The sequence below is a fragment of the Streptococcus sp. HMSC034E03 genome, from assembly GCF_001811505.1.
In the GTDB taxonomy this organism is placed as follows: Bacteria; Bacillota; Bacilli; order Lactobacillales; family Streptococcaceae; genus Streptococcus.
The window spans coordinates 65,810-92,569 of sequence record NZ_KV804982.1; the positions used below are offsets into that span (position 1 = coordinate 65,810).

Consider the following 26,760-nt stretch of genomic DNA (forward strand, 5'->3'; position numbering starts at 1 on the left):
TCCCCTTTTTTCTATCTATTATGCACTATCTCTAGCAAATTGTCTTTCCAATCTTTATGGTCGAGATCAAACTTTTATACATCTATGCTTTAATTGTCAATATCCTATTCAATCTTTAATTTCCTTTGATTTCCTAGGAGAGCATTCTCACAGATAAATTAGACTGTTGATTACTTTAGTCGTGTCTGACTAATTTATCTCTTAAACTTCCTCTAATATTTTCAACTGTAACCAATGGCATCGTACTAGTAATTTTAAAGATTAGATGGAATTTTTACTCGGATTTTAAAACTATCTGATATTCCTTTAAATCCCAGAAAGAGAGATTGGCGAACATCACTAAAAATAATAAAAACGGAATTATTCCTAATATAATAAAAGAATCAACTTCATCTGTTACCACAATAGTATAAACACGCCATAAAAGTAGAAATAAGAGGATGAAATAACTCATTATTTTACCAACTGCCATTTTCCAGTTAGCAGGGGACATTTTGACAAACACATAGGGTCGACCTTCATAGTCGAGTAAAAGTCTTTTTTTATGAGAATATTGAAATCTAAACCCCAACACGAAGAATAAGATTATAAATAATAAACCGAATTTCGATACTGCTGCTACATTTGGAAGTTCAGGTAATAAAACCTTAACTAAATGCCTCCTTAATAGTGTCGTACCGAAAATAATACATAAAGTTGCTCCTACAAACTGATATGGTTTTATTTCAGAATATGTTGAAGAAAGCAATGTCTTATATTCTTCAGGCTCTATACAATAACATTTATGAGTTCTAAAAAAAGCAAACAATGGAAAGAAAAGCAATAAAATACTAGCATCACAATCCAATAAGTAGTACTTGCTATTCCATTCAAAAACACGATATCTTACATTTTTATACAAGCTGTTTATAATTACCAACTGCACTTTTACCTCCGTCCTAAGCGCTTTTTAGGATCAAATAATGAGGCAGTCCCATTATCTATTTTACTTCCCAGACAATCAAGTACGTCATCAAGGCAAGCAATATTGTGATTATATTTTACAATAGTTACCACATCATCTATCATAGTCAAAACAAAATCTTATCGACTGATGTTCTTTAGAATTCCTATCTATCATTACTGAGCATACTCCCTACTTTTTTAGCCCAATAGATTCTTTAAAATATACTAGCCGCCTATTCTTTTTATGAGAAATTCAATAAAATCGCTAGCATAGTATTCTCCATCTCTAAAAACTGCTAACTCATCGGTCAAACTTTCCTGTTTTTGAAAATAAAACATGCCATCTTCCCCTTCACAGATGACTAATTGTTCAGAATTACTAAACCCTTCTTTTCGGTTCAATTCATTTATGTAAACAATATCCCCGCCTATAACACTATCAAAATCTAATCCATAGATACTGAATATTTCTTCTCCATAAATTTCTCCACCCATGTAGTTTTTAAGCCACCATTTATAGGTTTCAGGAAAAATAAAATGTAATCTTTCCTCAGCTTTTGTAATCCATTCATCAGAAATCCCCTCTCCAAATGGTCCAAAGTCCACACCATCAGTAGAAGCAATTCTCTTTTTTAATTCATCAATCATAATCCACCTTTATTTATTAAAAATTTATAACTATTAGTATTTGTCCAACCTGTCTAGCTATTATCTTCCTCACAGAAATGCTTGTATTTCTATCATATCAAACAATTAGTATTAATCTAGCAGATATACATTGAATGTTTTTCTTTTTCCATCAACTATATATCTTTCAACATCTTCTTCCCACCATGAAACTGTATCAGATAATATTTCTAAAAAAGTATTTTTAGAGTTTGCATCCTTGATAAAAAGATCATTTGAATTGTTTATAAAAATATTAATCCTCTCTGGATGTATATAATTAGAACGCTGGAGTCGATCAGATAATGCATCCCAATTACCATCTTGGAGATCATCAATATTAAAACTGTTCGCTAATATCTCTATCGCATCTCTTTCACTTTGTACTTTTTTTCCATCAATATTTAGATTGAAATCATTAAAGGATTTAACCATTAAATAGTTTTTCTCTAACTTTGTTATTCTTCTATAAACATTCACTTAAAGTTCCCCTTCATAAACTGTTTAAAAATTTTTTCAAATTCATACTAGTATCACTTTTTTATCCAGCACTCCGCAACTCTAGTAGTTCTTGTTGGCCTTTCTCCATCCCCATTCAAGCATTACTTTATATATTTTCAGGCATAATCTAAGGGTTTATTTTTTTATCAAAGAAAAAGGAATCTAGCAATAGATTAGCCATTCTTCATCTCTTACCAATACCCTATTTGCCCTCGAACTTTATTACATGTGACAAACTAATGTACTTAACGATAACAGTTCTAACTACCAGGTTTTATTGGTTTACTTGTTGAACTATCGCAACTAAAGTATTCAAGTCTATTACTAGAATCTCTGTTTTTTAACAATTTGGTTAGTCTTGAACAGCGCCTTCATAAACTAATAAATAGGCATTGTAATTCAAAGTATTTATAACCTTATAACTTGACAAAATAGATTGGGCAAGCCCCATAAATCCACCATTTAGGACTTGATAGACAAAATGATTTTCGGGATGGATAGTAGTTATATCTAACTCATATTCCGATTCAATTGAACGTAAATCCAGTCCTTCATCAATCAATCTAAAAGCAACATAATCGTCACATTTTATAAGTTTATCACTAATTTTAAAATAGAGTTCACTATCATTGGTTAAACTAGCTTCTACATAATATAAACCTTCCTCAATGTTTCCTACTTCACTTATTTTCAAGGGGACGCCCGATATTTTTTGCTCTTCAGTAGCTGTTTTTTCAAATTTAAATGTCAAGGAAACATTTATGAGTATTTCCATCATACCTTTATTAGAAAGGAAAACATAATGATTAAAATCATCAGCTGACCATATACCACAAGATCGATAACTAACTTCTTTCGATAATTTACTATCAAAAACTTGGTAGATTCCATAGCCATCAAGTTCATATTCTTTATTATATAGTTCACTATACTTTTTACTAACAAACGATAGATACTTAATATAATTAACTGATAAATTGAATGTCTGGGTTCCATCAAATATCTGAACTATATCTGCATCTTGGGTTTCATGAGCAATCTGAAAGGCAAAATCCATGTACTCTGAAGAAATCGTATCCGTAAATAATTTTATTACTCTACACACTTTCATACCTCAATATCTCATTTTTATATCTCAATCATCAATTCGCTAGATTATCTGATATCTAAAAACGTAAATCAGTTCTCTGACTATCATAATAACTTGTACATAAATTGTCAAGTTTATTTCGCTCTCAGACTTCTCCTTTATAGAAAAAATTCTAAGCTATGATTAATCCATAGTTATGTAATACTAGTATTGCTTTAGGGAAACTCATAATTATATGCAAAGATAAGTGAATGAAGTAAACTTTAACATCCTACTGAGATAATTTCTGACCAGTAATTGTATCTAAGAAACACACCCTCTCATCTTCGTAAATCATTGTAAGTTCTGTTCCGATAGGCATATTAAAAATTGATAATACTGCAGGTTCTATTTCAACAATTGTACCCCAGTCACATATAGACATATTTTCACCATATGATAAATACTCTTCCGTATCTATTTCAGATAAAAAACGCCATCCGTTATCTAACTCGTCCACACTGTCCTCACGTAATATCCATTTTATATGTGCCTTATTTTCTAAAATATTATTAGATACTATTGAGGCACCTAATCCCATTCCTATTTTACTCACATTTGTAACCTCTATTTTTACTAGTTAGTTCTCCACTTGAATTAGATAAGCTAATCAACTCAAATTCCAAACCCTATATATTCTATAATCATAAAAAAACCGAAGCGTAAGCTCCGATTTTCATTTTTTATGGAAACTCTATTATTTAAGAGTAACTGAAGCTCCAGCTTCTTCCAATTTAGCTTTAAGTTCTTCAGCTTCTGCTGCTGCAACACCTTCTTTAACAAGTGCTGGTGCACCATCAACAAGTTCTTTAGCTTCTTTAAGACCAAGACCAGTGATTTCACGTACAACTTTGATAACGCCGACTTTCTTGTCGCCTGCAGCTGTCAATTCAACGTCAAATGAATCTTTAGCAGCTTCTTCAGCACCACCAGCAGCAGCTACAGCTACAGGAGCAGCTGCAGTTACACCAAATTCTTCTTCGATAGCTTTTACAAGGTCGTTCAATTCAAGGATTGAAGCTTCTTTAATTTCAGCAATAATGTTTTCAATGTTCAATGCCATTGTTATTTCCTCCAAATAAGTTTATATTTTATGTTTATATTTTTGTAGCTAGGCTACGCTGCGTAGCTTAAGATTAAGCTGCGTCTTCTTTGCTGTCTGCAACCGCTTTGACTGCAAGAGCAACGTTGCGCACTGGCGCTTGAAGTACAGAAAGGAGCATAGAAAGAAGTCCTTCGCGGTTTGGAAGAGTTGCAAGAGCAACGATTTCTTCTTTTGATGCGACAGCGCCTTCGATTGCACCACCTTTGATTTCAAGTGCGTCAGCGTTTTTAGCAAAGTCGTTCAAGATTTTCGCTGGAGCGATAACATCTTCGTTAGAAAATGCTACAGCAGATGGTCCAACAAATACAGATGCAAGTTCTGCAAGGCCAGCTTTTTCAGCTGCACGACGTAAGATTGAGTTTTTAATAACTTTATACTCAACTTCGCTTCCACGAAGCTCACGACGAAGAACTGTATCTTGTTCAACTGTCAAACCACGAGCGTCTACAACGACGATTGATGCAGCAGCTTTCATTTTTTCAGCTACTACGTCAACTAGTTCTGCTTTTTTAGCAATAATTGCTTCACTCATTAGTGTGTTCACCTCCGTAATTATTTTGCTTGGGGAATTTTTCCAAAAGAAAAACGCGCCCAAACCTAGACACGAAAGTACAATACGCTTCTTTTTACATGATACGTTTTGTCCTCGGTAGGATATTTATGAGTCGAGCTCCCCTACTGTCTTAGGCAGTTTTTTCAAACCGTATATAAGTATACCACACTACTTTGATTAGTGCAAGAGTTTTTTGCTTATTTTTTTTAAATTTTATTGATTCTTTTTAGCATTCTTTTTCCTCATTTAAAAAAATCTTCTCTAAAATCAATTTTGCTTCTTGACTTGCTTGACTTTTTATTGTACTATACAACTGTATATACAGATAAAAAGGAGTTATTATGAATACACAAAAGAAAACACAATTCATGACCTTGACCGCATTGCTGACAGCTATCGCTATTTTGATTCCTTTGGTGATGCCCTTTAAAATTGTCATTCCTCCCGCTTCCTACACTCTAGGAAGTCACGTTGCTATTTTTATCGCTATGTTTCTTTCTCCCTGGATGGCTATCTTTGTCATTATAGCTTCTAGTTTAGGATTTCTCATGGCTGGATATCCAATTGTTATCGTACTTCGTGCATTCTCCCATATCTTTTTTGGAAGTCTGGGTGCTTTCTATCTTCAAAAACATCCTCAAACCTTGGACAATAAGAAATCTTCATTGATTTTTAACTTTGTACTTGGTTTGGTTCATGCTATTGCTGAAGTTTTGGCTTGTATGATTTTTTATGCTAGTACTGGAACTGACTTAAAAAATATGTTCTATGTCTTGTTTGTCTTGGTTGGATTTGGTACTATTATCCATAGTATGGTAGACTATTATCTAGCCTTGGCTGTTTATAAAGCATTGAGAAAACGCCGTTAAGCGTTAAGAAAGAAGAATATGACAAAAAATCGAAAAGAAGCACTTCTACAACTCTTAAAAGAAGCTCAAAAACCTCTAAACGGAAAAAGCTTAGCAGAACATTTTCATGTCACTCGCCAGATTATCGTTCAGGACATTGCAGTACTGCGTGCTGATGGTGCTCCTATCTTATCAACCAATCGTGGCTATATTTATAAAGAAAGCAAAACCAGTCCGTATGTTCACAAGCTGTTTAAAGTAAAGCACGAGATGGAAGAAATCGGTCAAGAACTTCTAGCTATCGTCGATAATGGGGGACGTGTTCAGAATACCTTGATTGATCATCCTGTCTATGGAGAAATTGAAACCTTGCTCAAACTCTCTTGTCGTCGGGACGTTCAGCATTTTTTAGAGCAAGTCGAAAGGTCTGACTTTAGACCACTTTCTGAATTAACAGATGGCGTCCATTATCACCTAGTCGAAGCTGAAAACGAACAAGACCTTCTCTATATCGAGAAGGCCTTGGATAAGTTAGGTTATTTAGTAAAGGATTAGAAGATTTTCTTTTCCCAATCGTCTTCTGTACGGCGAGGGTAGAAAAATTCAGACTTATCCGGATCTTCCATCATCTCCATTAAAGGTAACATATCATAGGCCAGATCCAAGTTTGGAATCTGGTCTTTTTGCACCCAAGAAACTTCTCCTTCATCTGAAGAACGAAGGGTACCAAAGAACTCAGTCGCCTTATAACAAACGACAATATAGCGGCCACCTGTATCTAGTGGCCAATTTTTAATGCCGACAAGTTGAGGATTTTGAATCGTCAGACCTGTTTCCTCGTATATTTCACAAATAACAGATTCTGCAAAGGCCTCACCATCTTCCACATGACCTCCTGGAAAAGCATAGCCAGACCAGCGGTTGGTTTCAGGCGATCGATACTGCATAACCACGCGCTGATTTTCAAGGTCTTCTATTAAACAAATATTAGTTAGAATGGTTAATTGTGCTCTAGACATAGGACTCACTTTCTAATGTTTAATTTTTTTCTACATACTTAACTTTAGACTTCATAATCAAAGGATTAACTAAGTCATGATATTCATGAATTTCATGAAATAAGAATCCTCTGATGATTCTTATTTCATTTTTTTCCCTAATCACATAGTAGTCTAAATTGATAGGCATAGATGAATCTGGAACCGTGGAGAAAAATAAAAATATCATAAACCAGATTATGAGAGCAACGAATCCACTGAGAGCTTGAAAAATCAGATGATGCCACTGAAAAATTCTCGTTCTATAAAAGATGGTCCATGGTTGGATAAATAAGGTCAAGCAAAGACCAGAGAACCAGAGATTCCACAAGATTGGTGTAAAGGCAAAACCAAAGAAGCCTAAGATAAAATGAATCAGTACAAATACTAGGCACAAAAGATAAATAAACCTAAATACAGTTAGATGTTTCATCATGATTGACTCCTTTTCTTTTCAATATATTTCATTACTAGAGTTATAATAGATGCCAAACTGAAAAAGATCAGATAAGTTGCAATAGGAAACCAGATGTAGCGGTGATCTAGGGATAAGAGGGGAGGTAAAATTCCTTTACTATTTTTCCCGCCAATACCAATAAAGAGATGAACTATTAAACCAATACTATTAAGATAGATAAATAAATCTGCATATCTTTTTATTGTCATCCTTGTCTTAGACAAGTCTAGGAACCAATAGTCAAATAATCGATACACCAGACAAAAAAGATTTATATATATTGGAAAACTATAGTTGATATCTCGGTATGGAGACGGAATAGGAAGAAGTTTAAAAACAAGGGTAACACCTAGTCCTATTCCTAAGATGAGAGCAAGGATCAGGAAAAAACCTATAATTTTATGAGAATCTAGCCAAAGCTGAAAACTTTCTTTTCTTGAGTGATTCTTTTTTGTATTTGACTTTCTTTTGTTACTTTGATTTGATTGTATTTTTCCCATTTTCTTCTTTTCTCTTTTTCTTTTCAATATACTTGGAAATTATAATTGTCACAATAGGCACTAGAAAGAAAATGAAATAAGTAAGAGTGGAAACCAGATGTAGCGATAGTCTAATGCCCATATCGGAAGTAATCTTGTTCCTCTTTTAGAGGTCATCCCAATCGTTAACTGTAATACACAAGCAATTTCGTTAGGATATAAAAACACTTCTGCAAAATTTCGCAAGGAAATCCAGTCTTTCCTAAAGTTACGAAGGAAAGTATGATAAGATGCATTCACCAAAAGAACGATATTTAAATAAAGTGGAAAACTATAATGCAGTTCCCGATAGGGACTTGGAATAAGGGGTGTTCCGTACAATAGACATAACATTCCTAGAGCAGAAAAGAACAGAACGCTTGCATCAAGGATCCAGGCAATTGTTGAATGTTGCACAAACCACAGATTCATGCGGTCTAACCAACCTATTTTTCACTTTGATTTAGAATGCTTTTTGTATGCACTAACATTCTTTCTCAATCGTTTCTTCTCTCTCCTTCTAATTCATCATAAACAGATAAACATTCAACCCATTTAATACAAGTTTTTTATCGTTAGGGAATAATTTTTGATCTTATAATTTACCAGAAATATATATAAATAGTTTTTTTCTTAAATACTCAATGAATGCACCTACAATAAATATTAGAAGTGTCATTAAGAGAATGATCGTGACAAATATAACGAATTTCTGTCCGTCAACTAAAGAATAGATGTTGGGTAAAATCCTTCTAAAAATCAGAGGGTGAACATGAAATAAATAGACTCCTAATGTTAGTGGAGATAATGTTAAAACTATTTTTTTCACAGTTAATGGGAGATTTTTGAGACTTAAAAATAGTAGAAATATTGATATTCCTTGAAGAATTACTGTTGGAGATGTATAACTTCTCCACTGTTCATAGCCAAGACTGTGCAATAGAAAAGTTAAACTTGTCAGTAAGATAATCATTCCAGCAACTTGCCAAACTTTAAAACGATTTTCAAAGTCTAATCTATTGATGATAGCTCCTATCATATAAAGGAGTATCATCCATAAAACACTATATCCACCCCACAATCCTAACGAATCTTGTTTAAATATTGTTGGAATAATCGAAAAATATACAAATCCACCACTAACAAAAGGTAATAACAATTCTTGTTTTACTGTCAATATAGCTTGATTTAAAAATGGAGCCACTAACATTAAACCAAAATAACAACTCATATACCAGTATTGACCATGGCTAATTGGCGTAAAAGCAGAGAGCCAATCGCTTAGTGTAACGGATGACTTTGAAAAAAGGGCGAATATTAATGTGATTGAAATCGTATAAAAAATGATTTGCAACCAAAAACTAAACATTTTTTTATAACTAAATTTAGAATGAAGTCCGACATAGGCACTGATTAAAATATAAATATTTACTGCCGAGTAGGAAAATGCTTCTAAATAATTTGCAAAAATATAATAAAAATTCTTTTGAATGGCAACTTTTTCTAAAATTCCTCCCATGCCCAGAACATGTAGATTGCAAATCATCAGCATTGCTAAAATTCTACAAGCTTCAATTCCTGTGTGTCTATTTTTCATTAATATACCTTTCCACACTATTTATATAACTTCTCAAGCCAACGCCTTGACTTCCAACATCATATCACGAATCTGGGCGGCTAGTTCAAAGTCAAGCACTTCGACGGCTTCTTGCATTTGCTTTTCCAGTTTCTTGACCAATTCTTTGCGTTCTTGTTTGTTAAGGCTATTGATATCGACTTCCTTGTCTTCTTCCTTAGCAACTGTCTTGGTAACAGAAATAAGGTCACGGATTTCCTTCTTAATCGTTTGTGGAATAATACCGTGTTCTTCATTATAAGCCATCTGGATTTTACGGCGGCGAGCTGTTTCATCAATGGCTTTTTGCATAGACTGGGTCATAGTGTCAGCATACATAATGACATGACCTTCACTATTACGGGCTGCACGACCGATGGTTTGGATCAGACCACGTTCGTTACGGAGAAAGCCTTCCTTGTCAGCATCAAGAATAGCAACCAGACTTACTTCAGGAACGTCAATCCCTTCACGAAGGAGATTGATTCCAACCAAGACATCAAAGACTCCTAATCGTAAATCTCGGATAATCTCTGTCCGCTCTAAAGTCTTGATATCCGAGTGCATATACTTGACCTTGATCCCCATTTCCTTGAAGTAGTCTGTCAAATCTTCTGCCATTTTCTTGGTCAAGGTAGTAATAAAGGTGCGTTCATTCTTTTCAACACGGGCATTGATTTCTCCCAAGAGGTCATCAATCTGTCCCATGGTTGGGCGCACTTCCACCTCTGGATCCAAGAGACCTGTTGGACGGATGATTTGCTCAATCACGGTGTCCGTTTGTTCCATCTCATAATCACCAGGTGTCGCTGAAACGTAGACAATCTGGTGAACATGACTTTCAAACTCTTCACGACGAAGAGGACGATTATCCAAGGCAGATGGCAAACGGAAACCATAATTAACCAACATTTCCTTACGCGAACGGTCACCATTATACATTCCCTTGATTTGTCCCATGGTCATGTGGCTTTCATCAATCATAATCAAGAAATCATCTGGGAAGAAGTCGAGAAGCGTATAAGGTGGCTCTCCTTCGCTCCGTCCATCCATGTGACGCGAGTAGTTTTCGACACCATTGGTATACCCCATCTCACGTAACATCTCGATATCGTACTCTGTCCGTTGTTTCAAGCGTTGCGCTTCAAGGAGTTTGCCTTCTTTTTCAAAGATAGCTAATTGTTCTTCCAATTCAGCCTGGATCTTAGCAATCGCTACTTCCATGTGGTCGTCATTGGTCACAAAGTGAGTGGCTGGGAAAATCGCCAAATGGTCCACTTCACCTAATACTTGACCTGTCAAAGCTTCAACCTCTCGAATACGATCAATCTCATCTCCGAAGAATTCAACACGAAAGGCATGCTCATCACGAGATGCTGGGAAAATTTCCACCACATCTCCACGTACACGAAATCTTCCACGCTGGAAATCAATATCATTGCGTTCAAATTGAATATCGACTAATTCATTAAGCAGTTTATCACGAGAAATTTCAAGTCCTGGGCGCAGACTTACTACACTATCAGCATATTCTTTAGGGGAACCCAAACCATAAATACAAGATACGGATGCTACAACGATGACATCGTTACGCTCCAAGAGCGCTGATGTAGCGGAGTGACGGAGTTTATCAATCTCATCGTTAACTGAACTATCTTTTTCGATATAAGTATCACTAGAGGGAACATAGGCTTCTGGCTGGTAGTAATCGTAATAGGACACGAAGTACTCGACGGCATTCTCAGGGAAAAATTCCTTAAACTCCCCGTAGAGCTGGCCTGCTAGGGTCTTATTGTGGGCGATGACTAGGGTTGGTTTATTAACTTTGGAAATCACCTGACTCATGGTATAGGTCTTTCCTGTACCAGTCGCCCCCATCAAGATTTGAGCTTTTTCACCACCCTCGATGTTATCTACCAACTGCTCAATAGCCTGCGGTTGATCCCCAGATGGTTGGTATTTGGATACAAGTTTAAATTTGTTGTCTGTAATTCTATTGATCATAATTGCCTCATACACATTTTCTATCCTTCTATTTTACCATAAAAAAGATCTACTTACTGATTCTCAACTTCTTGCCACTTAGTATCTTATGTCATATCTTCTTACATCGAAACGCTAAATATTTGCCAACTTTTTTATTTTCTGCTATAATGGGTAAATATTCTAAAAAGGAGACTAAACATGAAGAAAAAAATCCTTGCATTTTTATTATTTTTATTTCCCTTATTCTCTTTAGGCTATGTTAATGCGGACACTATCAAGATTGTTAGTGATACAGCTTATGCACCCTTTGAGTTTAAAGATACAGACCAGACTTATAAAGGAATTGATGTCGACATCATCAATAAAGTCGCTGAGATAAAAGGATGGAATATCCAAATGTCTTATCCAGGCTTTGATGCTGCTGTCAATGCGGTCCAAGCAGGGCAAGCAGATGCGATCATGGCTGGTATGACAAAAACCAAAGAACGTGAAAACGTCTTTACAATGTCTGATACATACTATGATACAAAAGTTGTCATAGCAACGACTAAGTCTAACAAAATCACTAAGTATGAAGAACTCAGTGGTAAAACTGTTGGTGTTAAAAACGGTACTGCCGCACAACGTTTCCTAGAAAGCATCAAAGATAAATATGGATTCACTATCAAAACCTTTGATACTGGTGATTTGATGAATAACAGTCTCAGTACAGGTGCTGTAAATGCCATCATGGATGACAAACCAGTCATCGAGTACGCTATTAACCAAGGGCAAGATCTCAGTATCAACATGGACGGAGAAGCCGTTGGAAGCTTTGCTTTTGGAGTTAAAAAAGGTAGTAAGTACGAATACCTGGTTACAGAATTTAACGAAGCTTTAGCTCAGATGAAAAAAGATGGTAGCTTGGACAAAATTATCAATAAATGGACAAGTTCTTCTAAAACTAGTTCACAAGTGACTTCTCTCACTTCTACTACAAGCGCAGGTCAAAAAGCTACTCCAGTCAAATCAAAATACGTTATCGCAAGTGATTCTTCATTTGCACCATTCGTTTTCCAAAACTCAAGCAACCAGTACACTGGTATTGATATGGACTTGATCAAGGCTATTGCCGAAGACCAAGGTTTTGAAATTGAAATCACCAACCCAGGTTTTGACGCTGCTATTAACGCGGTTCAATCTGGTCAAGCTGATGGTATGATTGCTGGTATGTCTGTTACAGACGCTCGTAAAGAAACCTTTGATTTCTCTGATTCTTACTATACAGCTAATACTATTCTTGGAGTTAAGGAATCAAGTACCATTTCTTCTTATGAAGATTTGAATGGTAAAACCGTTGGTGTAAAAAACGGTACTGCTTCTCAAACCTTCCTAACTGAAAATCAAAGCAAATATGGTTATAAAATTAAAACCTTTGCAGACGGTTCATCTATGTATGACAGCTTGAACACAGGTTCAATTGACGCCGTGATGGATGACGAACCAGTTCTTAAATACTCTATTAGCCAAGGACAAAAATTAAAAACACCAATCGAAGGTACTCCAATCGGTGAAACTGCTTTTGCAGTTAAAAAGGGAAGCAATCCTGAATTGATTGAAATGTTCAACAACGGTCTTGCAAATCTTAAAGCAAGTGGTGAATTCCAAAAGATTCTTGATAAATACCTTGCAACTGATTCAACAAGTGAATCATCAGCTGTTGACGAAACTACTATCTGGGGCTTGTTGAAAAACAACTACAAACAACTCCTAAGTGGACTTGGAATTACCCTTTCTCTAGCTTTGATTTCCTTTGCAATTGCGATTGTTATCGGGATTATCTTTGGTATGTTTAGCGTTAGTCCTTATAAATCACTTCGTATTCTTTCAGAAATCTTTGTCGATGTGATTCGTGGTATTCCATTGATGATTCTTGCTGCCTTTATCTTCTGGGGAGTTCCTAACTTTATCGAATCCCTTACAGGCCAACAGAGTCCAATCAATGACTTTGTCGCTGGTACAATCGCCCTCTCCCTAAACTCAGCCGCTTATATCGCTGAAATTGTTCGTGGTGGTATTAAGGCTGTTCCTATCGGACAAATGGAAGCTAGTCGAAGCCTTGGTATCTCTTACAGTAAAACCATGCGTAAGATTGTCTTGCCACAAGCAACCAAACTTATGCTTCCAAACTTCGTCAACCAATTTGTTATCGCACTTAAAGATACAACTATCGTATCTGCAATCGGTTTGGTCGAACTCTTCCAGACTGGTAAGATTATCATTGCTCGTAACTACCAAAGTTTCAAAATGTATGCAATTCTCGCAGTCTTCTATCTTGTGATTATCACTCTTCTTACTAGACTTGCAAAACGCTTAGAAAAGAGGATTCAATAATGGCTAAATTAAAAATCGATGTCGATAATTTACATAAGCAATATGGTAAAAACAAAGTCCTAAAAGGAATCTCAGCAAAATTCTATGAAGGAGATGTTGTTTGTATCATTGGACCTTCTGGTTCAGGTAAATCAACTTTCTTGCGTAGCTTGAATCTCCTTGAGGAAGGTACAAAAGGTCATATCACAGTTAATGGCTATGATTTGACGGATAAAGCAACCAACGTGGACCACGTTCGTGAAAATGTCGGAATGGTGTTCCAGCACTTCAATCTTTTCCCACACATGACGGTATTGGAAAATATCACTTTCGCTCCAGTAGAGCATAAGTTGATGACTAAGGCCGAAGCTGAAAAATTGGGAATGGAACTCCTTGAAAAAGTTGGATTGGCTGATAAGGCTAATGCTAATCCTGAAAGCCTATCAGGTGGTCAAAAACAGCGTGTGGCTATCGCTCGCGGTCTAGCCATGAACCCTGATATCATGCTCTTTGACGAACCAACTTCTGCCCTTGACCCTGAGATGGTCGGCGACGTTCTTAACGTTATGAAGGAATTGGCTGAACAAGGCATGACCATGATCATCGTAACCCACGAAATGGGATTCGCCCGCAAGGTTGCCAATCGTGTGATCTTTACTGCTGACGGTGAATTTCTTGAGGACGGAACACCTGACCAAATCTTTGACAACCCACAACATCCGCGTCTTAAAGAATTTTTAGACAAGGTTCTAAACGCCTAGAAGAGATTGGGCAAAAAGTCTTTATAATCAAAAAAACGCATTGTATCAGATATTAAAAACTTGATATTATGCGTTTTATTGTGGGAAAATTTACTTCGGTTGCTCCTGATACTCAATGAAAATCAAAGAGCAAACTAGGAAGAGAGCCGCAGGTTGCTCAAAGCACTGCTTTGAGGTTGTGGATAGAACTGATGAAGTCAGCTCAAAACACTGTTTTGAGGTTGTAAATAGAACTGACGAAGTCAGTAACATATATACGGTAAGGCGACGCTGACGTGGTTTGAAGAGATTTTCGAAGAGTATGAAATTGAGATTTTTCCCAGCCTCTTAGTATAGACGTATTGGATTTTTGGATTTTTTAGAAAATTATGATAAAATAAAAAATATGAAAAATGGGGATTCCTCATGCCTAGTTTGACTAGGAAACAAAATAGAAATTAGGTAGCTAGATGTCATCAAAAGTTATTGTTACAATTTTCGGTGCAAGTGGGGATTTGGCCAAACGTAAGCTCTACCCTTCACTTTTTAGACTTTATAAATCAGGTAATCTTTCTGATCATTTTGCTGTTATTGGAACTGCTCGTCGTCCTTGGAGTAAAGAGTATTTCGAATCTGTTGTTGTCGAATCTATTTTGGACTTGGCAGATAGCGCAGAAGAGGCTCAAGCTTTTGCTAGTCATTTTTACTATCAAAGCCACGATGTTAATGATACCGAACACTATATCGAATTACGTAAGCTTCAGGCTGAGTTAAATGAAAAGTATCAAACTGAACACAACAAGCTCTTCTTCCTCTCAATGGCACCACAATTCTTCGGTACCATCGCCAAACACCTCAAGTCTGAGCAAATCGTTGACGGTAAGGGCTTTGAACGTTTGATAGTTGAGAAACCTTTCGGTACAGATTATGAAACTGCAAGCAAACTAAACGAAGAGCTTCTAGCTACTTTTAACGAAGAGCAAATCTATCGTATCGACCACTATCTTGGTAAAGAGATGATTCAGAGTATCTTTGCCATTCGTTTTGCCAATATGATCTTTGAAAATGTTTGGAATCGGGAACATATTGATAATGTGCAAATTACCTTTGCAGAACGTCTAGGTGTTGAAGAGCGTGGTGGCTACTATGATGAGTCTGGCGCCCTTCGAGACATGGTTCAAAACCACACACTTCAGCTTCTATCACTCCTTGCTATGGACAAGCCTGCAAGCTTTACAAAGGATGACATTCGCGCAGAGAAAATCAAGGTCTTCAAGAACCTTTACCACCCTACAAATGAGGAACTTAAAGAGCACTTCATCCGTGGTCAATATCGTTCTGGTAAAGTTGATGGCATGAAATACATCTCTTACCGTAGCGAACCAAATGTCAACCCAGAATCAATGACAGAAACCTTTGCTTCAGGTGCCTTCTTTGTAGATACTGATCGCTTCCGTGATGTACCTTTCTTCTTCCGTACAGGTAAACGCCTAACTGAAAAAGGAACACACGTAAACATCGTCTTCAAACAAATGGATTCAATCTTTGGAGAACCACTAGCACCGAATGTGCTTACCATCTACATCCAACCGACGGAAGGATTCTCTCTTAGCCTTAACGGTAAAGAAGTTGGAGAAGAGTTCAAACTTGCACATAATTCGCTTGACTACAGAACTGATGCTACAGCTACAGGTGCTTCACCAGATCCTTATGAAAAGCTAATCTACGATGTATTGAATAACGATTCAACTAACTTTAGCCACTGGGAAGAAGTTAGCGCATCATGGAAATTGATTGACCGTATTGAGAAGCTTTGGGCTGATAATGGTGCTCCTCTTCATGACTACAAAGCTGGTAGCATGGGACCTCAAGCTAGCTTTGAACTCCTTGAAAAATACGGTGCTGAGTGGACTTGGCAACCAGATATCGCCTATCGTAAAGATGGTCGTTTAGAATAGAAAAAAATATCCTGCAAGAATTCTTGCAGGATTTTCTTTTATATCAAACCTTCTAGAAGGCCTTTCATAAAGTTCTCAGAATTAAATTCACCGATATCATCGATTTTTTCACCAAAACCAATCAACTTAACAGGAATATTGAGTTCCTCACGGATAGCCAGAACAACACCACCTCGGGCAGTTCCATCAATCTTGGTTAAGACAATTCCTGTAACAGGAGTAATTTTTGAAAACTCTTTGGCTTGTACAAGAGCGTTTTGTCCTGTTGAGGCGTCAAGTGCTAGGAAGGTTTCATGCGGAGCTTCTGGCACGACACGTTTAATGATACGACCAATTTTTTCCAACTCTGCCATCAAGTTTTCCTTGTTTTGTAAACGGCCAGCTGTATCAATCATGAGAATGTCAATACCTTCTGCTACTGCTCGTTCCATCCCGTCAAAGACCACACTGGCTGGATCTGCTTTTTCAGGCCCAGTAACCACAGGAACATCTACACGACGGCCCCATTCTGCTAACTGAGCTACCGCACCAGCACGGAAGGTATCCGCAGCAACAAGCATGACTTTCTTGCCTGCTTGCTTGTAGCGATGCGCTAATTTACCGATTGAAGTTGTTTTCCCGACACCATTAACACCTACAAAGAGCATGACTGTCAAACCATCTTGGAAGTTAATGCTTTCATTGTATTGCCCATCTTTTTCGTAAAGCTCTACCAATTTTTCGATGATGACACGACGGAGGACATCTGGTTTCTTGGCATTTTCAAGTTTTGCTTCATAGCGCAATTCTTCAGTGAGATTTGAAGCTACCTGTACACCAACGTCACTCATGATGAGCAGTTCTTCTAGTTCTTCGAAGAATTCTTCATCAACAGAGCGGAAGTTAGCAAAGAAAGCATTCAAACGAGCTCCAAAGCCCGTACGAGTTTTCTTGAGACTACGGTCATATTTTTCCTGTACAGTCTCTTGAACTTGAGGAATTTCTTCGATTACTAGATCTTCTTCCTCTTCTTCAGAAGTATCTGACTCCGTCTCGTCTGGTTGAACTTGATCAGCTTCTTCATCGTCGCTATCACTTGAAGGTACTTCTTCGACTGGTGACTCAGGTTCTTCTGCAACAAACTCAACTACTTCTTGAGAGCTGTCTTCAGTTTCTTCAACTTCTGTTGACTCTGACTCTTCCTGACAACAATGACACTCAGTTTCCTCTTCAAACTGAGTCTCTTCTTTCTGAGGGGCGGTTTCTGCTTCAACTGTCTCTAGAATAGTTTCTGCTACTGGTTCTGCAGACTCACTAGCTTCTTTAGAATAAGTTTCCTCAACTTCTGAACTTTGGTCGATTTCCTCAGTATTTTTCACTTCAACTTCTTCAGTTCCAAGTGCTTCAACTTCCTCGCTAGGCTCTGTCAGATCCAAGTTTTCCAAAGCTTCTTTAACGACTTCTTCGATTTTTGGTTCTTCTTTTCTCCCAAATAAACGGTCAAATAATCCCATTCTTTAGTTCTCCTTCAGTACATATTTTTCAATGGCCCAGGCAACAGCTTCCTCGTCATTGGTCATAGGGGTTACTACATTTGCAACTTCCTTGACCTCAGGCACAGCATTTTGCATAGCAACTCCGAGTCCTGCCCATTCAATCATGGAAAGGTCATTGGCCTCATCTCCACAAGCCATCACTTGACTTTGGTCAATTCCTAGGTGGTCGATCAATTTAGCTAATCCAGTAGCCTTATGAACGTTCTTTGGTGACCATTCCAAAAGCATGTCGCGAGATTTAAAAATTTCATAATTGTTAAACAAGTCTGGTGAAATATTAGCAATTGCGGCATCCAGTGGTTCTTGAGCAAAAGCGGTCACACATTTGTTGTAGGTCATTTGACTAGACAAATCTTCAAAGTCAATTGGAACAAAGTTTAAAACAGGGTTAAACTTGGCGTAAAGACTTTCTTGATCTGATTGGATTTGGTAAACTGTACCTTCTGAAATGGCATCTAAAGGAATGCCTAGTTTTTCAGTTTCCTCGTAAATACGTGTCACATCATCAATAGAGAATACTGTCTTATCGAGGATTTCACCTGTATTTTTCTGAACCAATCCACCATTAAAGGTGATAGTATACTCGTCATCATGGCCGTCTGTTCCAAGCTCTTTAAGGAAGAAATCCATAGCCTTGAGGGGACGTCCAGTTGTCAGTACCACTTTGACTCCCTGATCACGCGCTGCCTTTAAAGTTGCCTTAGTACGATCAGTCAATTTCTTGTCTGTCGTCAGCAAAGTCCCATCTAAGTCTAGGGCAATTAATTTAATATCTGCCATTACAAACCCTCCATATAAGCGATAACTGATTGGTCTTTGTGATGTCCGATAACTGTTTCAGCTAGTTCTAAAATCTCTGGACGAGCATTTTCAGGTGCGACTGGGTGCCCTACAACTTGCATCATGTGCAGGTCATTAAGATTATCACCAAAAGCCATCACTTGATCCATATCCAGATTTAATTTCTTAGCCAATTCGACAATAGCGACTCCCTTGTCAACATGGTCTAAAACGATGTCAATGGATTCAAAGCCTGTCGTCATAGCCTTGACCCCAGGAACATGTTCATTGACCCAAGATTCTCCAGCTTCTACTGTCTCTTCAGTGAAGTTAGTTGTGAATTTGAAAATCTCATCGGTAATATCTTCTAGGCTGGCTACTTTTTTGATATTTTCATTGTAATGATGACTAAACATAAGATAGGTTTCATCTACTGTATCTAAGACATAGCAAGCCTCTTTACCAGTCAAGAGCATCTTTTTCTCATCAAAATAAGGTGAAGTCTTTAGTTTTTCAAATGTTGATAGGTAAAAATCTCGAGGCATGGTTGCTTCATAGAGGTCCTCTCCATGGAAACGAACGAGACTCCCATTTTCAGCAATGAAAATAATCTCATCTTTAACATCCGCAAAATGCTTTTCAAGTGACAAAAGCCCACGACCTGATGCTACAGCAAAATAGATTCCTTTTTCTTGATAAGAATGGAGCAACTTTTTCAGACGCTCCATATCAAATTGACCGGCACCATCCAAAAAAGTACCGTCCATATCCGTTGCTACTAATTTAATCATAAATTCTTCATACTCCAATTAATAAATCTACCTTCTATTATACCATAGAAAAAGTAAAAAAAGACGTGCTGAATTGACACGTCTTTGTCTTCTAAAAATTAATCCGTAAGACCAATTTAAAGGCCAGGCTGATTTGCTTACTTTCTTTTATATCCAATCTCTCAACTCTTTTCTTCCAAAGTTCTTGATTGAAGTCTATTCTGAGAGTTCATCAGCTATTACGTAAAAATTATCAATCTTTGGCTGAGATACAGTTGTCACAATCATAAATAGCATATAGTTCTTGACATATAATCTTGCATATGAAAAAATACTTGTTGGAGGTTAATAATATGACTGAAAAAATCAAAAACTGGGTTAATATTTGCGTTTTGAAAAATCAAGAAATTTTATTACTTAATAGACAGCACGATAATTTTCCTGGCTGGATTCCACCGGGGGGAAAAGTTGAATTCCCTGAAAGTTTTTTTGAAGCTGCATTACGGGAACTTAAGGAAGAAACTGGACTCACTGCATTAAATCTTGAATTAAAAGGAATTTCAGGCTTTACTAATTCAATTGGTAATGAGAGATTTGTCTTCTATGACTTTTTATGTACTCAGTTTACTGGTGAACTAAGTACATCTGCTGAAGGTGAGCCAAAATGGTGGAATCTAAAAGATATTGATAAAATACCAATGCAAGATGAAATAAGAAAAAGGCTACCACTTTATTTAAGAAAAGGAAGCTTTGAAAGTATTAACTATTGGGATGATAATAAGAAATGCATTAGTGAAAACAAAACAATTTTATTTGACTAATATTCTCTACGGTATAATCAAAGGTATCTAATAAAAATCATCTACTCTAGCAATTTTTTCCTTCTACCTATAAATAGCTATAAAGCCTTGGAAACAGCTTATTCCAAGGCTGCCTTTGTATTTTACTGTATCAATTTCCTTATTCCGATTTCAGTTGTGACAAGGTTAATCATATATATTTCCATTCATCGGTTAAAATTCTATCTTCTATTGGGCTAACTGTTATTAAAAATATAAGCCCTTCTCCACACTTTCCTGAATCAAGTCTTCCGTCAGTTTCCATAATTCTTCTGATTCACTTTTTATGAACTTTTTCTTTTCTAATACCATGTCTGCACTGATATTATCAGGATTATAATTGAATTCTGACACTTCTAAGTGATTTATCAGTGGTACCAAGGCATCGATCACTCTTGCATATCTTGCTTCAGCACTCTGCCCTTTTTCAAATTCCAACCACAAATTTTTCATATTCAAATATTTCTCTTCTGGAAGGAGGCTCATTGTTTTTTCTATAGATTCTAACTCTCTATTATGAGAATGAACCTTTTTTTCATCATCAAAAACCCAAGTATCTCCGGCATAAATCTCACCTAAATCATGAATCAATAACATAGAAATAACTTTTTCCATTTTCAACTTTTCAGGATAATAATCTTGAAGAACCATCGCAGCTATGGCACCCTGCCAAGAATGTTCGGCACTATTTTCAAATCTGCCATCAAGAGTTCTATTAAATCTTGTCACTGACTTTAATTTCTCTATTTCTTTAATAAAATCAACAGAATGTTTCAAATTACTCATTATTGCTCCTATCTAATTCGAAATTACAAATATATTAGCAAAAAATAATCTTTACATCATTAATTTCCCTTATTTGCAAAAAATAACGCCTAATCCACATGAGATTAGACGCTTGATTAAACTTGTAATTTATAAAATATTTATCAATCGAGTGATTGAACTTTCCTACCATCAATCAATTCCAAGTCTTTTTATCCATATTTGGCAAAGAGAGCTTAAACTTAATAATAAAGAGTCGAATCACAAAACCGACAATTGAGAGAATGATAAAAGCGGTGATTCTTGGAAAGTGAAGGACAAAGGCCAACCAATAATAAATAACTCCAATTACGAAAGATAGAAGTGCATAGATGTCTTCTTTTAGAACACTTGGTACTTCATTGATCAGGAGGTCTCGGATAATACCTCCACCTGCTCCCGTTAAACAGGACAAAATCCCTGCAGACATCAAGTTCAATTTACTATCAGCTAAGGCGGTAGCTCCAATCAAGGAAAAGATGATTAAGCCAATCGAATCAAAGATAAGATAAGCTTCTCTCAGCCACTTATAGAATTTTTTTTCTTGACTGGCATTGGCTTGTTTTGATGTCACAAAGGCATACATAATAACAGCTACAAGAATAGAGACATAAATCGGTCCAGGATCTGCGAGAGCGGATGGAAAACGACTGATAATAGAATCTCTTAAAATACCCCCGCCTACTGCTGTTACAATTGCCAATAAACTAATTCCAAAAATATCTAATCGTTTACCAAATCCTTTGATAGCGCCTGAAGCAGCAAAGGCTATAGTCCCAATATAATTACAGATCATTAGGAATAGATCGAAATCCATATAAGCTCCTCAATTTATTTTTGTAACCCTCCGACTTCTTGAAGGTCATTCTAAATACTTTAGCTTGAAATGTTGTATCGAAAACAAACTAAGCATCCATATTTTCTAAATCTTTTAGTTTAACAGAGACAATCTTAGAAACACCAGATTCTTGCATGGTTACCCCATAAATAGAGTCTGCTGCTGCCATGGTTCCCTTACGGTGGGTAACAACGATAAACTGACTATCCTTGTCAAAACGGTTAAGATAATCCCCAAAGCGTTTAACGTTAGCTTCATCGAGTGCAGCCTCTACTTCATCCAAAATAACAAATGGAATGGTCTTGACACGAATGATTGAGAAGAGCAAAGCAAGAGCTGACAAGGCCTTCTCTCCACCACTCATGAGGTTGAGAGATTGGATTTTCTTACCTGGCGGTTGAACAGAGATTTCAACACCTGCTGTCAATAAATCTCCCTCGGTCAGGATTAGGTCCGCTTGACCACCACCAAACATCTGCTTGAAGGTCACTTTGAAGGATTCACGAATTGCTTCAAAGGTTGATTTAAATCGTTCCTTCACTTCATCGTTCATCTCTGTAATGGTTTCAAGAAGAAGATTTTTGGCAGAAAGAATGTCATCACGCTGACTATTTAAGAATTCCAACCGTTCGTGAACTTCGTCAAACTGTTCAATGGCATCCAAGTTAACCGGACCAAGTGAACGAATGGATTTTTCCAAATCCTTGACCTTTTGTTCAGCGACAGCCAAGTCTTCCAATTGGTTGGCTTGTTCTAATGCTTCAGTATAACTAATCTGGTATTCTTCAGTCAGTTGACCTTGAAGATAGCGAAGGCGGTCCGTAATCTTCTCTTTAGTTGCTTCTGCACGTGTTTGCTTACGAATCCATTCTTCATTTTGCTCGCGAGCTTGTTCTAAATGACTGGCTATATCATCCAATTGACCTTCAATATCATCTAGTTCAAACTGCTTACGAATCAATCCTTGTTGAATTTCTTCCTTCTGACTCTTGGCTTCTGCTTCCTGCTTGGCCAAAAGTTCTGTATCAACTTTTTCAAGATTGTCTACCTTTTCTTGGAGAAGCCGTTCAATTTCTTCTTGTTCGATATTGAGGTTCTCAAGTTCTTTATTGATCCGTTCAATATCTGCAACTTCGTAACGTTTTCGCCCTACCATTTCTGTTTTGAGCAGACGTTCTTGAGAAAGTTTATCCTGCAAGCTTTGGTAACGTTCTTGAATCGCATTTTTATTGGACTTGATTTCTTCAATCTCAGACTCCAGCTTTTGCTTTTCAGTTGCAATGAGCGAAAGACGTTCTTGGCATTTTTCTTTTTCAGCTTGCCAATCTCCACCTCTGAGATTGTTTAATTCTTTTTCCTGAAGTTCTAGAAGTGTTTCGAGTTCTTCAACTTGCTGGCAAGTTTGTTGATAAGCAAGATATAAGCCCTGCTCCTCTATACGAGCTTGCTCTCCTTTAGACTTAATAGTTTCCAAAGTCTGAGTGAGGGTAGCTAAGTTTTCTTGAACTGTTTTCAGAATTTCTTCTTCCTGACCAAGGAGCTTTTCCTCTTGAGCAATTTCTTTTTGTAACTGCTCCAATTCAGGCTTGATGAAAATACTGTTATTTTGACGATTGGCACCACCAGCATAAGAACCACCTGTACGCAGTTCAGTACCATCTAAGGTTACCATCCGAACTTGATAGCGTACCTTACGAGCCGCATCACGCGCATGCTCCACTGTATCAAAGATAGCTGTCGTAGCTAGCAAGTTTTTAAATATTGCTTCATGTTTGGCATCAAAGGTAACCAATTCATCTGCCATTCCAAGAAAACCTGGACTTGAGGCAATCACATCTTGATTCTGCCCAGAAATGCTACGTGCCTTAATAGTTGTCAAAGGTAGGAAAGTCGCACGACCAGCTCGGTTTCTCTTAAGAAAATCGATGGCCTTTGTTGCTGCCTGTTCATCTTCAACGATAATGTGTTGGCTACTTGCACCAAGGGCAATTTCAAGTGCTGTCTGATAACGAACATCAAAGGTTAAATGTTCACTAACAGCTCCAACAATACCTCCTAGACAATTTTTCTCTTGTAAAACACTCTTAACACCTGCATAGAAATTACTATGGTTTTTAAGAATGTTTTCCAAACTTTGCGCCTTGGCCTGCTTGTTTTTCAGACTATCCAATCGGTCAAAGAGTTGATTTTGCTGGCTTTGATAAGTCTGCTTTTGTGCTTCTTCTTCTTTGGCACTGGTTTGATAGTCAGCGAGTAAGTTCTGTACTTCTTCTTTAGCAGACTTTAGGGCAAGCTCTTGGTCAGCAGCCTTAGACTTGGCAGTAACCAATTGTTCCTTCAAGGATTCTAATTGTTCTTCCTGCTTTTGAGTCTGTTGGCGACTATTTTCAAGGTCATTTTCAATACGTGTCAACTGGTTAGAGACATCCGCTTCTTCTTGTAAAAAGGCAACGAAACGTTCACGCAGTTGCTCAATCATTTGATCTGGATCATCAGAAAAAGCTAATAACTCAGCTTCTAAACGATTGACTTCCTTAGTATTGACAGATAGATTTTCTTCTAACTGACTGAGATTTATTTCTTTTTCTTCCTTCTCTTGAATGAGAACATTTCTCTTTTCGTCCAAACTAGCCAAACGAGCCTGTGCCTCTTGTTGATTGAGAGCAACCTGCTCTGTCTCCAGTTTAGACAAGGCCAATTTCCGTTCCAAATCACTGATTAGAGCAGTCAAATCCATCAAACTAGTTTGATCTTTAGCCATCTCCGCTTGTAAATCATGACGTTTCTTTTTGAGAGTTTGGTTTTCTTCTTCTAAGTCTTGACGTTTTTGGTAATAACTGGTCAGAAGTTCCTGAACTTGGTTTAATTCTTCTTCTGTTACATCCAATTCAACCTTATTGGCTTGAATTTGTGCAACCAAAACATCCAAGTAGATGGCTTTACGCTGACCGTCTAATTCTATAAATTTACGAGCTGTTGCTGCTTGCTTTTCTAATGGTTTGATTTGATTATCTAACTCATAAATGATATCTTCCAAACGATCCAAGTTGTCCTGAGTTTGTTGGAGCTTGCTTTCAGTTTCTTTTCGACGAGTTTTATACTTCAAAACTCCGGCAGCTTCTTCAAAAATAGCCCGACGTTCCTCAGGCTTAGAGTTAAAGATCTCTTCAACTTTCCCTTGGGAAATAATAGAGAAGGAATCACGTCCAAGTCCAGTATCTAAGAAGAGGTCATGAATATCACGAAGACGAACTTTTTTACCATCAATCTTGTATTCACTATCTCCAGTACGATAGATATGACGTTCAACTTTGATTTCCTGGCCTGCATCCTTGATAAAGCCATCTTGGTTATCCAAAGTAACAATAACAGAAGCGTAGTTTAGAGGCTTCCGACTTTCCGTTCCTGCAAAGATGACATCAGGCATCTTCCCGCCACGCAGACTTTTCACACTAGATTCACCTAGTGCCCAACGGAGGCTTTCAGTAATATTTGATTTCCCAGATCCATTTGGTCCTACAACCGCCGTCACCCCTTGGTCAAAAAGAACTTTGGTCTTATCAGCAAAGGACTTAAAGCCTTGGATTTCAATTTTTTTTAAATACATGAATCCAGCCCTTTCTCAACTGCATTTTTAGCGGCTTCCTGCTCGGCCAATTTTTTAGAGCGTCCTTTACCAGAACCTAGACTTTGCCCCTCAACAAGGACTTCAACCTCAAACATCTTATCATGGGCTGGCCCAATCTCTGAAATCACCTGATAACGAATATCAACATCTCCATTAACTTGGAGCAATTCTTGAAGGTGAGTCTTATAATCCTTGATCATCTCAAAATCGCCAGCTTCAACCTTAGGAATCATGACTTGGTAGATAAAGGTTTTTACAGTCTTTATATCCTTGTCTAAAAGCAGAGCACCCAAAAAGGCTTCAAAAGCATCGCCCAAGATCGTGTCTCGGTTACGACCACCAGACTTTTCCTCCCCCTTACCAAGCTTGATAAACTGATCAAACTGACAATCACGGGCAAAACCAGCCAAACTCTCCTCACGGACAATCATAGCACGGAGTTTTGACAAGTCCCCTTCTGGTTTTTTAGGGTATTTTTTAAACAGATATTCTGAAATCAATAATTGCAGAACAGCGTCTCCTAAAAATTCCAAGCGTTCATTGTGTGAAATTTTTAAGAGGCGGTGCTCATTGGCGTAACTAGTGTGGGTAAAAGCTGTTTCGAGTAATTGTTTATCTGAAAAAACAAGATCAAAACGTTCTTGTAACACGGATTCTAATTCTTTCATGACTACCTCTTTCTAAATCATTATAATCCTATCCATTATATCAAAAAAAGGCTTCATAGTCAGAAAAGAACAGTGAAAAGCTCATTTTCTAACTTCTAGCTAAAATCAGCCCCCAGCTAGCGGATTGGGCTTTTTTTTGGTATAATAAATCTTATGGAAATTGAAAAAACCAATCGAATGAATGCTCTGTTTGAATTTTATGCAGCCCTTTTGACCGATAAGCAGATGAACTATATCGAACTCTACTATGCAGACGACTATAGTTTAGCTGAAATCGCTGAAGAATTCGGTGTCAGTCGCCAGGCCGTTTATGATAATATCAAACGAACTGAAAAGATTCTGGAAGACTATGAGATGAAGCTCCATATGTACTCTGACTACATTGTTCGCGGTCAGATTTTTGACCAGATTTTGGAGCGCTACCCAGAAGACAGTTTTCTACAAGAGCAAATTGAGATTTTGACCAGTATTGATAATAGGGAGTAATC

General features: G+C 37.2%; 26 protein-coding genes and 1 other annotated feature. Of the genes, 7 read left to right on the forward strand and 19 right to left on the reverse strand.

What is annotated here, in order from left to right:
• Positions 1-274 precede the first annotated feature (274 nt).
• The 7 genes from HMPREF2805_RS05115 to rplJ form a co-directional block, all read right to left on the reverse strand.
• On the reverse strand, positions 275-901 hold the full coding sequence (locus HMPREF2805_RS05115; RefSeq protein ID WP_222563422.1) for a DUF443 family protein: 627 nt from the start codon (positions 899-901) through the stop codon (positions 275-277).
• A gap of 269 nt (positions 902-1,170) precedes the next feature.
• Positions 1,171-1,593 (reverse strand): SMI1/KNR4 family protein, encoded by a 423-nt coding sequence (locus HMPREF2805_RS05120; RefSeq protein WP_075231666.1) that lies wholly within the window; start codon positions 1,591-1,593, stop codon positions 1,171-1,173.
• A 111-nt stretch (positions 1,594-1,704) separates the two neighbouring features.
• Positions 1,705-2,091 carry a barstar family protein gene (locus HMPREF2805_RS05125; RefSeq protein WP_075231667.1) on the reverse strand — a complete coding sequence of 129 codons (387 nt, stop codon included), beginning with the start codon at positions 2,089-2,091 and terminating at the stop codon, positions 1,705-1,707.
• A 373-nt stretch (positions 2,092-2,464) separates the two neighbouring features.
• Positions 2,465-3,223, reverse strand: a complete 759-nt coding sequence (locus tag HMPREF2805_RS05130; RefSeq protein WP_075231668.1) for a hypothetical protein — start codon at positions 3,221-3,223, stop codon at positions 2,465-2,467.
• A 250-nt stretch (positions 3,224-3,473) separates the two neighbouring features.
• Positions 3,474-3,797, reverse strand: coding sequence for a DUF2185 domain-containing protein (locus tag HMPREF2805_RS05135; RefSeq protein WP_261676299.1), 324 nt, complete (start codon positions 3,795-3,797; stop codon positions 3,474-3,476).
• A 141-nt stretch (positions 3,798-3,938) separates the two neighbouring features.
• Complete coding sequence (rplL, locus tag HMPREF2805_RS05140; RefSeq protein ID WP_075229428.1) at positions 3,939-4,304, reverse strand: 50S ribosomal protein L7/L12; 366 nt, start codon at positions 4,302-4,304, stop codon at positions 3,939-3,941.
• A gap of 73 nt (positions 4,305-4,377) precedes the next feature.
• Positions 4,378-4,878, reverse strand: a complete 501-nt coding sequence (gene rplJ / locus HMPREF2805_RS05145; RefSeq protein WP_075231669.1) for a 50S ribosomal protein L10 — start codon at positions 4,876-4,878, stop codon at positions 4,378-4,380.
• A gap of 38 nt (positions 4,879-4,916) precedes the next feature.
• Positions 4,917-5,052: a sequence feature (ribosomal protein L10 leader region), on the reverse strand.
• A gap of 188 nt (positions 5,053-5,240) precedes the next feature.
• Between rplJ and HMPREF2805_RS05150 the strand changes: the two genes are divergently transcribed.
• A complete protein-coding gene (locus tag HMPREF2805_RS05150; protein WP_001095969.1) occupies positions 5,241-5,768 on the forward strand; it encodes an ECF transporter S component in 528 nt (175 codons plus the stop codon).
• Positions 5,769-5,786: 18 nt separating this feature from the next.
• Positions 5,787-6,302 carry a transcription repressor NadR gene (locus HMPREF2805_RS05155; protein WP_075231670.1) on the forward strand — a complete coding sequence of 172 codons (516 nt, stop codon included), beginning with the start codon at positions 5,787-5,789 and terminating at the stop codon, positions 6,300-6,302.
• Here HMPREF2805_RS05155 and HMPREF2805_RS05160 read toward each other — a convergent pair.
• The 5 genes from HMPREF2805_RS05160 to uvrB form a co-directional block, all read right to left on the reverse strand.
• Entirely contained in the window at positions 6,299-6,766 is a 468-nt protein-coding gene (locus HMPREF2805_RS05160; RefSeq protein WP_075231671.1) for an 8-oxo-dGTP diphosphatase, read from the reverse strand. The two genes, HMPREF2805_RS05155 and HMPREF2805_RS05160, sit on opposite strands and share 4 nt — an antisense overlap.
• A gap of 19 nt (positions 6,767-6,785) precedes the next feature.
• Positions 6,786-7,220, reverse strand: coding sequence for a hypothetical protein (locus HMPREF2805_RS11480; RefSeq protein WP_075231672.1), 435 nt, complete (start codon positions 7,218-7,220; stop codon positions 6,786-6,788).
• Positions 7,217-7,741, reverse strand: coding sequence for a hypothetical protein (locus HMPREF2805_RS11485; protein WP_261676303.1), 525 nt, complete (start codon positions 7,739-7,741; stop codon positions 7,217-7,219). The genes HMPREF2805_RS11480 and HMPREF2805_RS11485 overlap by 4 nt, the downstream gene beginning before the upstream one ends.
• Positions 7,742-8,354: 613 nt before the next feature.
• Positions 8,355-9,356, reverse strand: coding sequence for an acyltransferase (locus HMPREF2805_RS05175; RefSeq protein WP_075231673.1), 1,002 nt, complete (start codon positions 9,354-9,356; stop codon positions 8,355-8,357).
• 33 nt (positions 9,357-9,389) lie between these two features.
• Positions 9,390-11,378, reverse strand: coding sequence for an excinuclease ABC subunit UvrB (uvrB, locus tag HMPREF2805_RS05180; protein WP_075231674.1), 1,989 nt, complete (start codon positions 11,376-11,378; stop codon positions 9,390-9,392).
• Positions 11,379-11,558: 180 nt separating this feature from the next.
• On the opposite strand from uvrB, the gene HMPREF2805_RS05185 reads away from it, so the two are divergent.
• The 3 genes from HMPREF2805_RS05185 to zwf all read left to right on the forward strand — a co-directional run bounded on the left by HMPREF2805_RS05185 (position 11,559) and on the right by zwf (position 16,410).
• Positions 11,559-13,733, forward strand: a complete 2,175-nt coding sequence (locus HMPREF2805_RS05185) for an ABC transporter substrate-binding protein/permease (RefSeq protein WP_075231675.1) — start codon at positions 11,559-11,561, stop codon at positions 13,731-13,733.
• Positions 13,733-14,473, forward strand: coding sequence for an amino acid ABC transporter ATP-binding protein (locus tag HMPREF2805_RS05190; protein ID WP_049503260.1), 741 nt, complete (start codon positions 13,733-13,735; stop codon positions 14,471-14,473). Before HMPREF2805_RS05185 ends, HMPREF2805_RS05190 begins: the two co-directional genes overlap by 1 nt.
• Positions 14,474-14,922: 449 nt before the next feature.
• Positions 14,923-16,410: a glucose-6-phosphate dehydrogenase gene (gene zwf, locus HMPREF2805_RS05195; protein ID WP_075231676.1), complete on the forward strand. Its 1,488-nt coding sequence runs from the start codon at positions 14,923-14,925 to the stop codon at positions 16,408-16,410.
• A 38-nt stretch (positions 16,411-16,448) separates the two neighbouring features.
• On the opposite strand, the gene ftsY is transcribed toward zwf, so the two are convergent.
• The 3 genes from ftsY to HMPREF2805_RS05210 are packed head-to-tail and all read right to left on the reverse strand — an operon-like array spanning position 16,449 to position 19,516.
• Positions 16,449-17,903 carry a signal recognition particle-docking protein FtsY gene (gene ftsY, locus HMPREF2805_RS05200; protein WP_075231677.1) on the reverse strand — a complete coding sequence of 485 codons (1,455 nt, stop codon included), beginning with the start codon at positions 17,901-17,903 and terminating at the stop codon, positions 16,449-16,451.
• A gap of 3 nt (positions 17,904-17,906) precedes the next feature.
• Positions 17,907-18,725, reverse strand: coding sequence for a Cof-type HAD-IIB family hydrolase (locus HMPREF2805_RS05205; RefSeq protein WP_075231678.1), 819 nt, complete (start codon positions 18,723-18,725; stop codon positions 17,907-17,909).
• Entirely contained in the window at positions 18,725-19,516 is a 792-nt protein-coding gene (locus HMPREF2805_RS05210) for a Cof-type HAD-IIB family hydrolase (RefSeq protein ID WP_075231679.1), read from the reverse strand. The genes HMPREF2805_RS05205 and HMPREF2805_RS05210 overlap by 1 nt, the downstream gene beginning before the upstream one ends.
• A gap of 332 nt (positions 19,517-19,848) precedes the next feature.
• Here HMPREF2805_RS05210 and HMPREF2805_RS05215 point away from each other — a divergent pair, with 332 nt between their 5' ends.
• Positions 19,849-20,316 carry an 8-oxo-dGTP diphosphatase gene (locus tag HMPREF2805_RS05215; protein ID WP_000136624.1) on the forward strand — a complete coding sequence of 156 codons (468 nt, stop codon included), beginning with the start codon at positions 19,849-19,851 and terminating at the stop codon, positions 20,314-20,316.
• A 225-nt stretch (positions 20,317-20,541) separates the two neighbouring features.
• Here the strand turns inward: HMPREF2805_RS05215 and HMPREF2805_RS05220 are convergent, their stop codons facing one another.
• From HMPREF2805_RS05220 to rnc, 4 genes are all read right to left on the reverse strand, one after another.
• The gene (locus HMPREF2805_RS05220; protein ID WP_075231680.1) at positions 20,542-21,120 is read right to left on the reverse strand and encodes an HD domain-containing protein; all 579 of its coding nucleotides are present in this window, start codon (positions 21,118-21,120) and stop codon (positions 20,542-20,544) included.
• Between the two features lie 175 nt (positions 21,121-21,295).
• Positions 21,296-21,955 (reverse strand): trimeric intracellular cation channel family protein, encoded by a 660-nt coding sequence (locus HMPREF2805_RS05225; RefSeq protein WP_075231681.1) that lies wholly within the window; start codon positions 21,953-21,955, stop codon positions 21,296-21,298.
• Between the two features lie 88 nt (positions 21,956-22,043).
• A complete protein-coding gene (gene smc / locus HMPREF2805_RS05230) occupies positions 22,044-25,583 on the reverse strand; it encodes a chromosome segregation protein SMC (protein ID WP_075231682.1) in 3,540 nt (1,179 codons plus the stop codon).
• Positions 25,574-26,272 carry a ribonuclease III gene (rnc, locus tag HMPREF2805_RS05235; protein WP_075231683.1) on the reverse strand — a complete coding sequence of 233 codons (699 nt, stop codon included), beginning with the start codon at positions 26,270-26,272 and terminating at the stop codon, positions 25,574-25,576. The genes smc and rnc overlap by 10 nt, the downstream gene beginning before the upstream one ends.
• 153 nt (positions 26,273-26,425) lie before the next feature.
• On the opposite strand from rnc, the gene HMPREF2805_RS05240 reads away from it, so the two are divergent.
• A complete protein-coding gene (locus tag HMPREF2805_RS05240) occupies positions 26,426-26,758 on the forward strand; it encodes a putative DNA-binding protein (RefSeq protein WP_049503199.1) in 333 nt (110 codons plus the stop codon).
• The last annotated feature ends 2 nt before the right edge of the window (positions 26,759-26,760 follow it).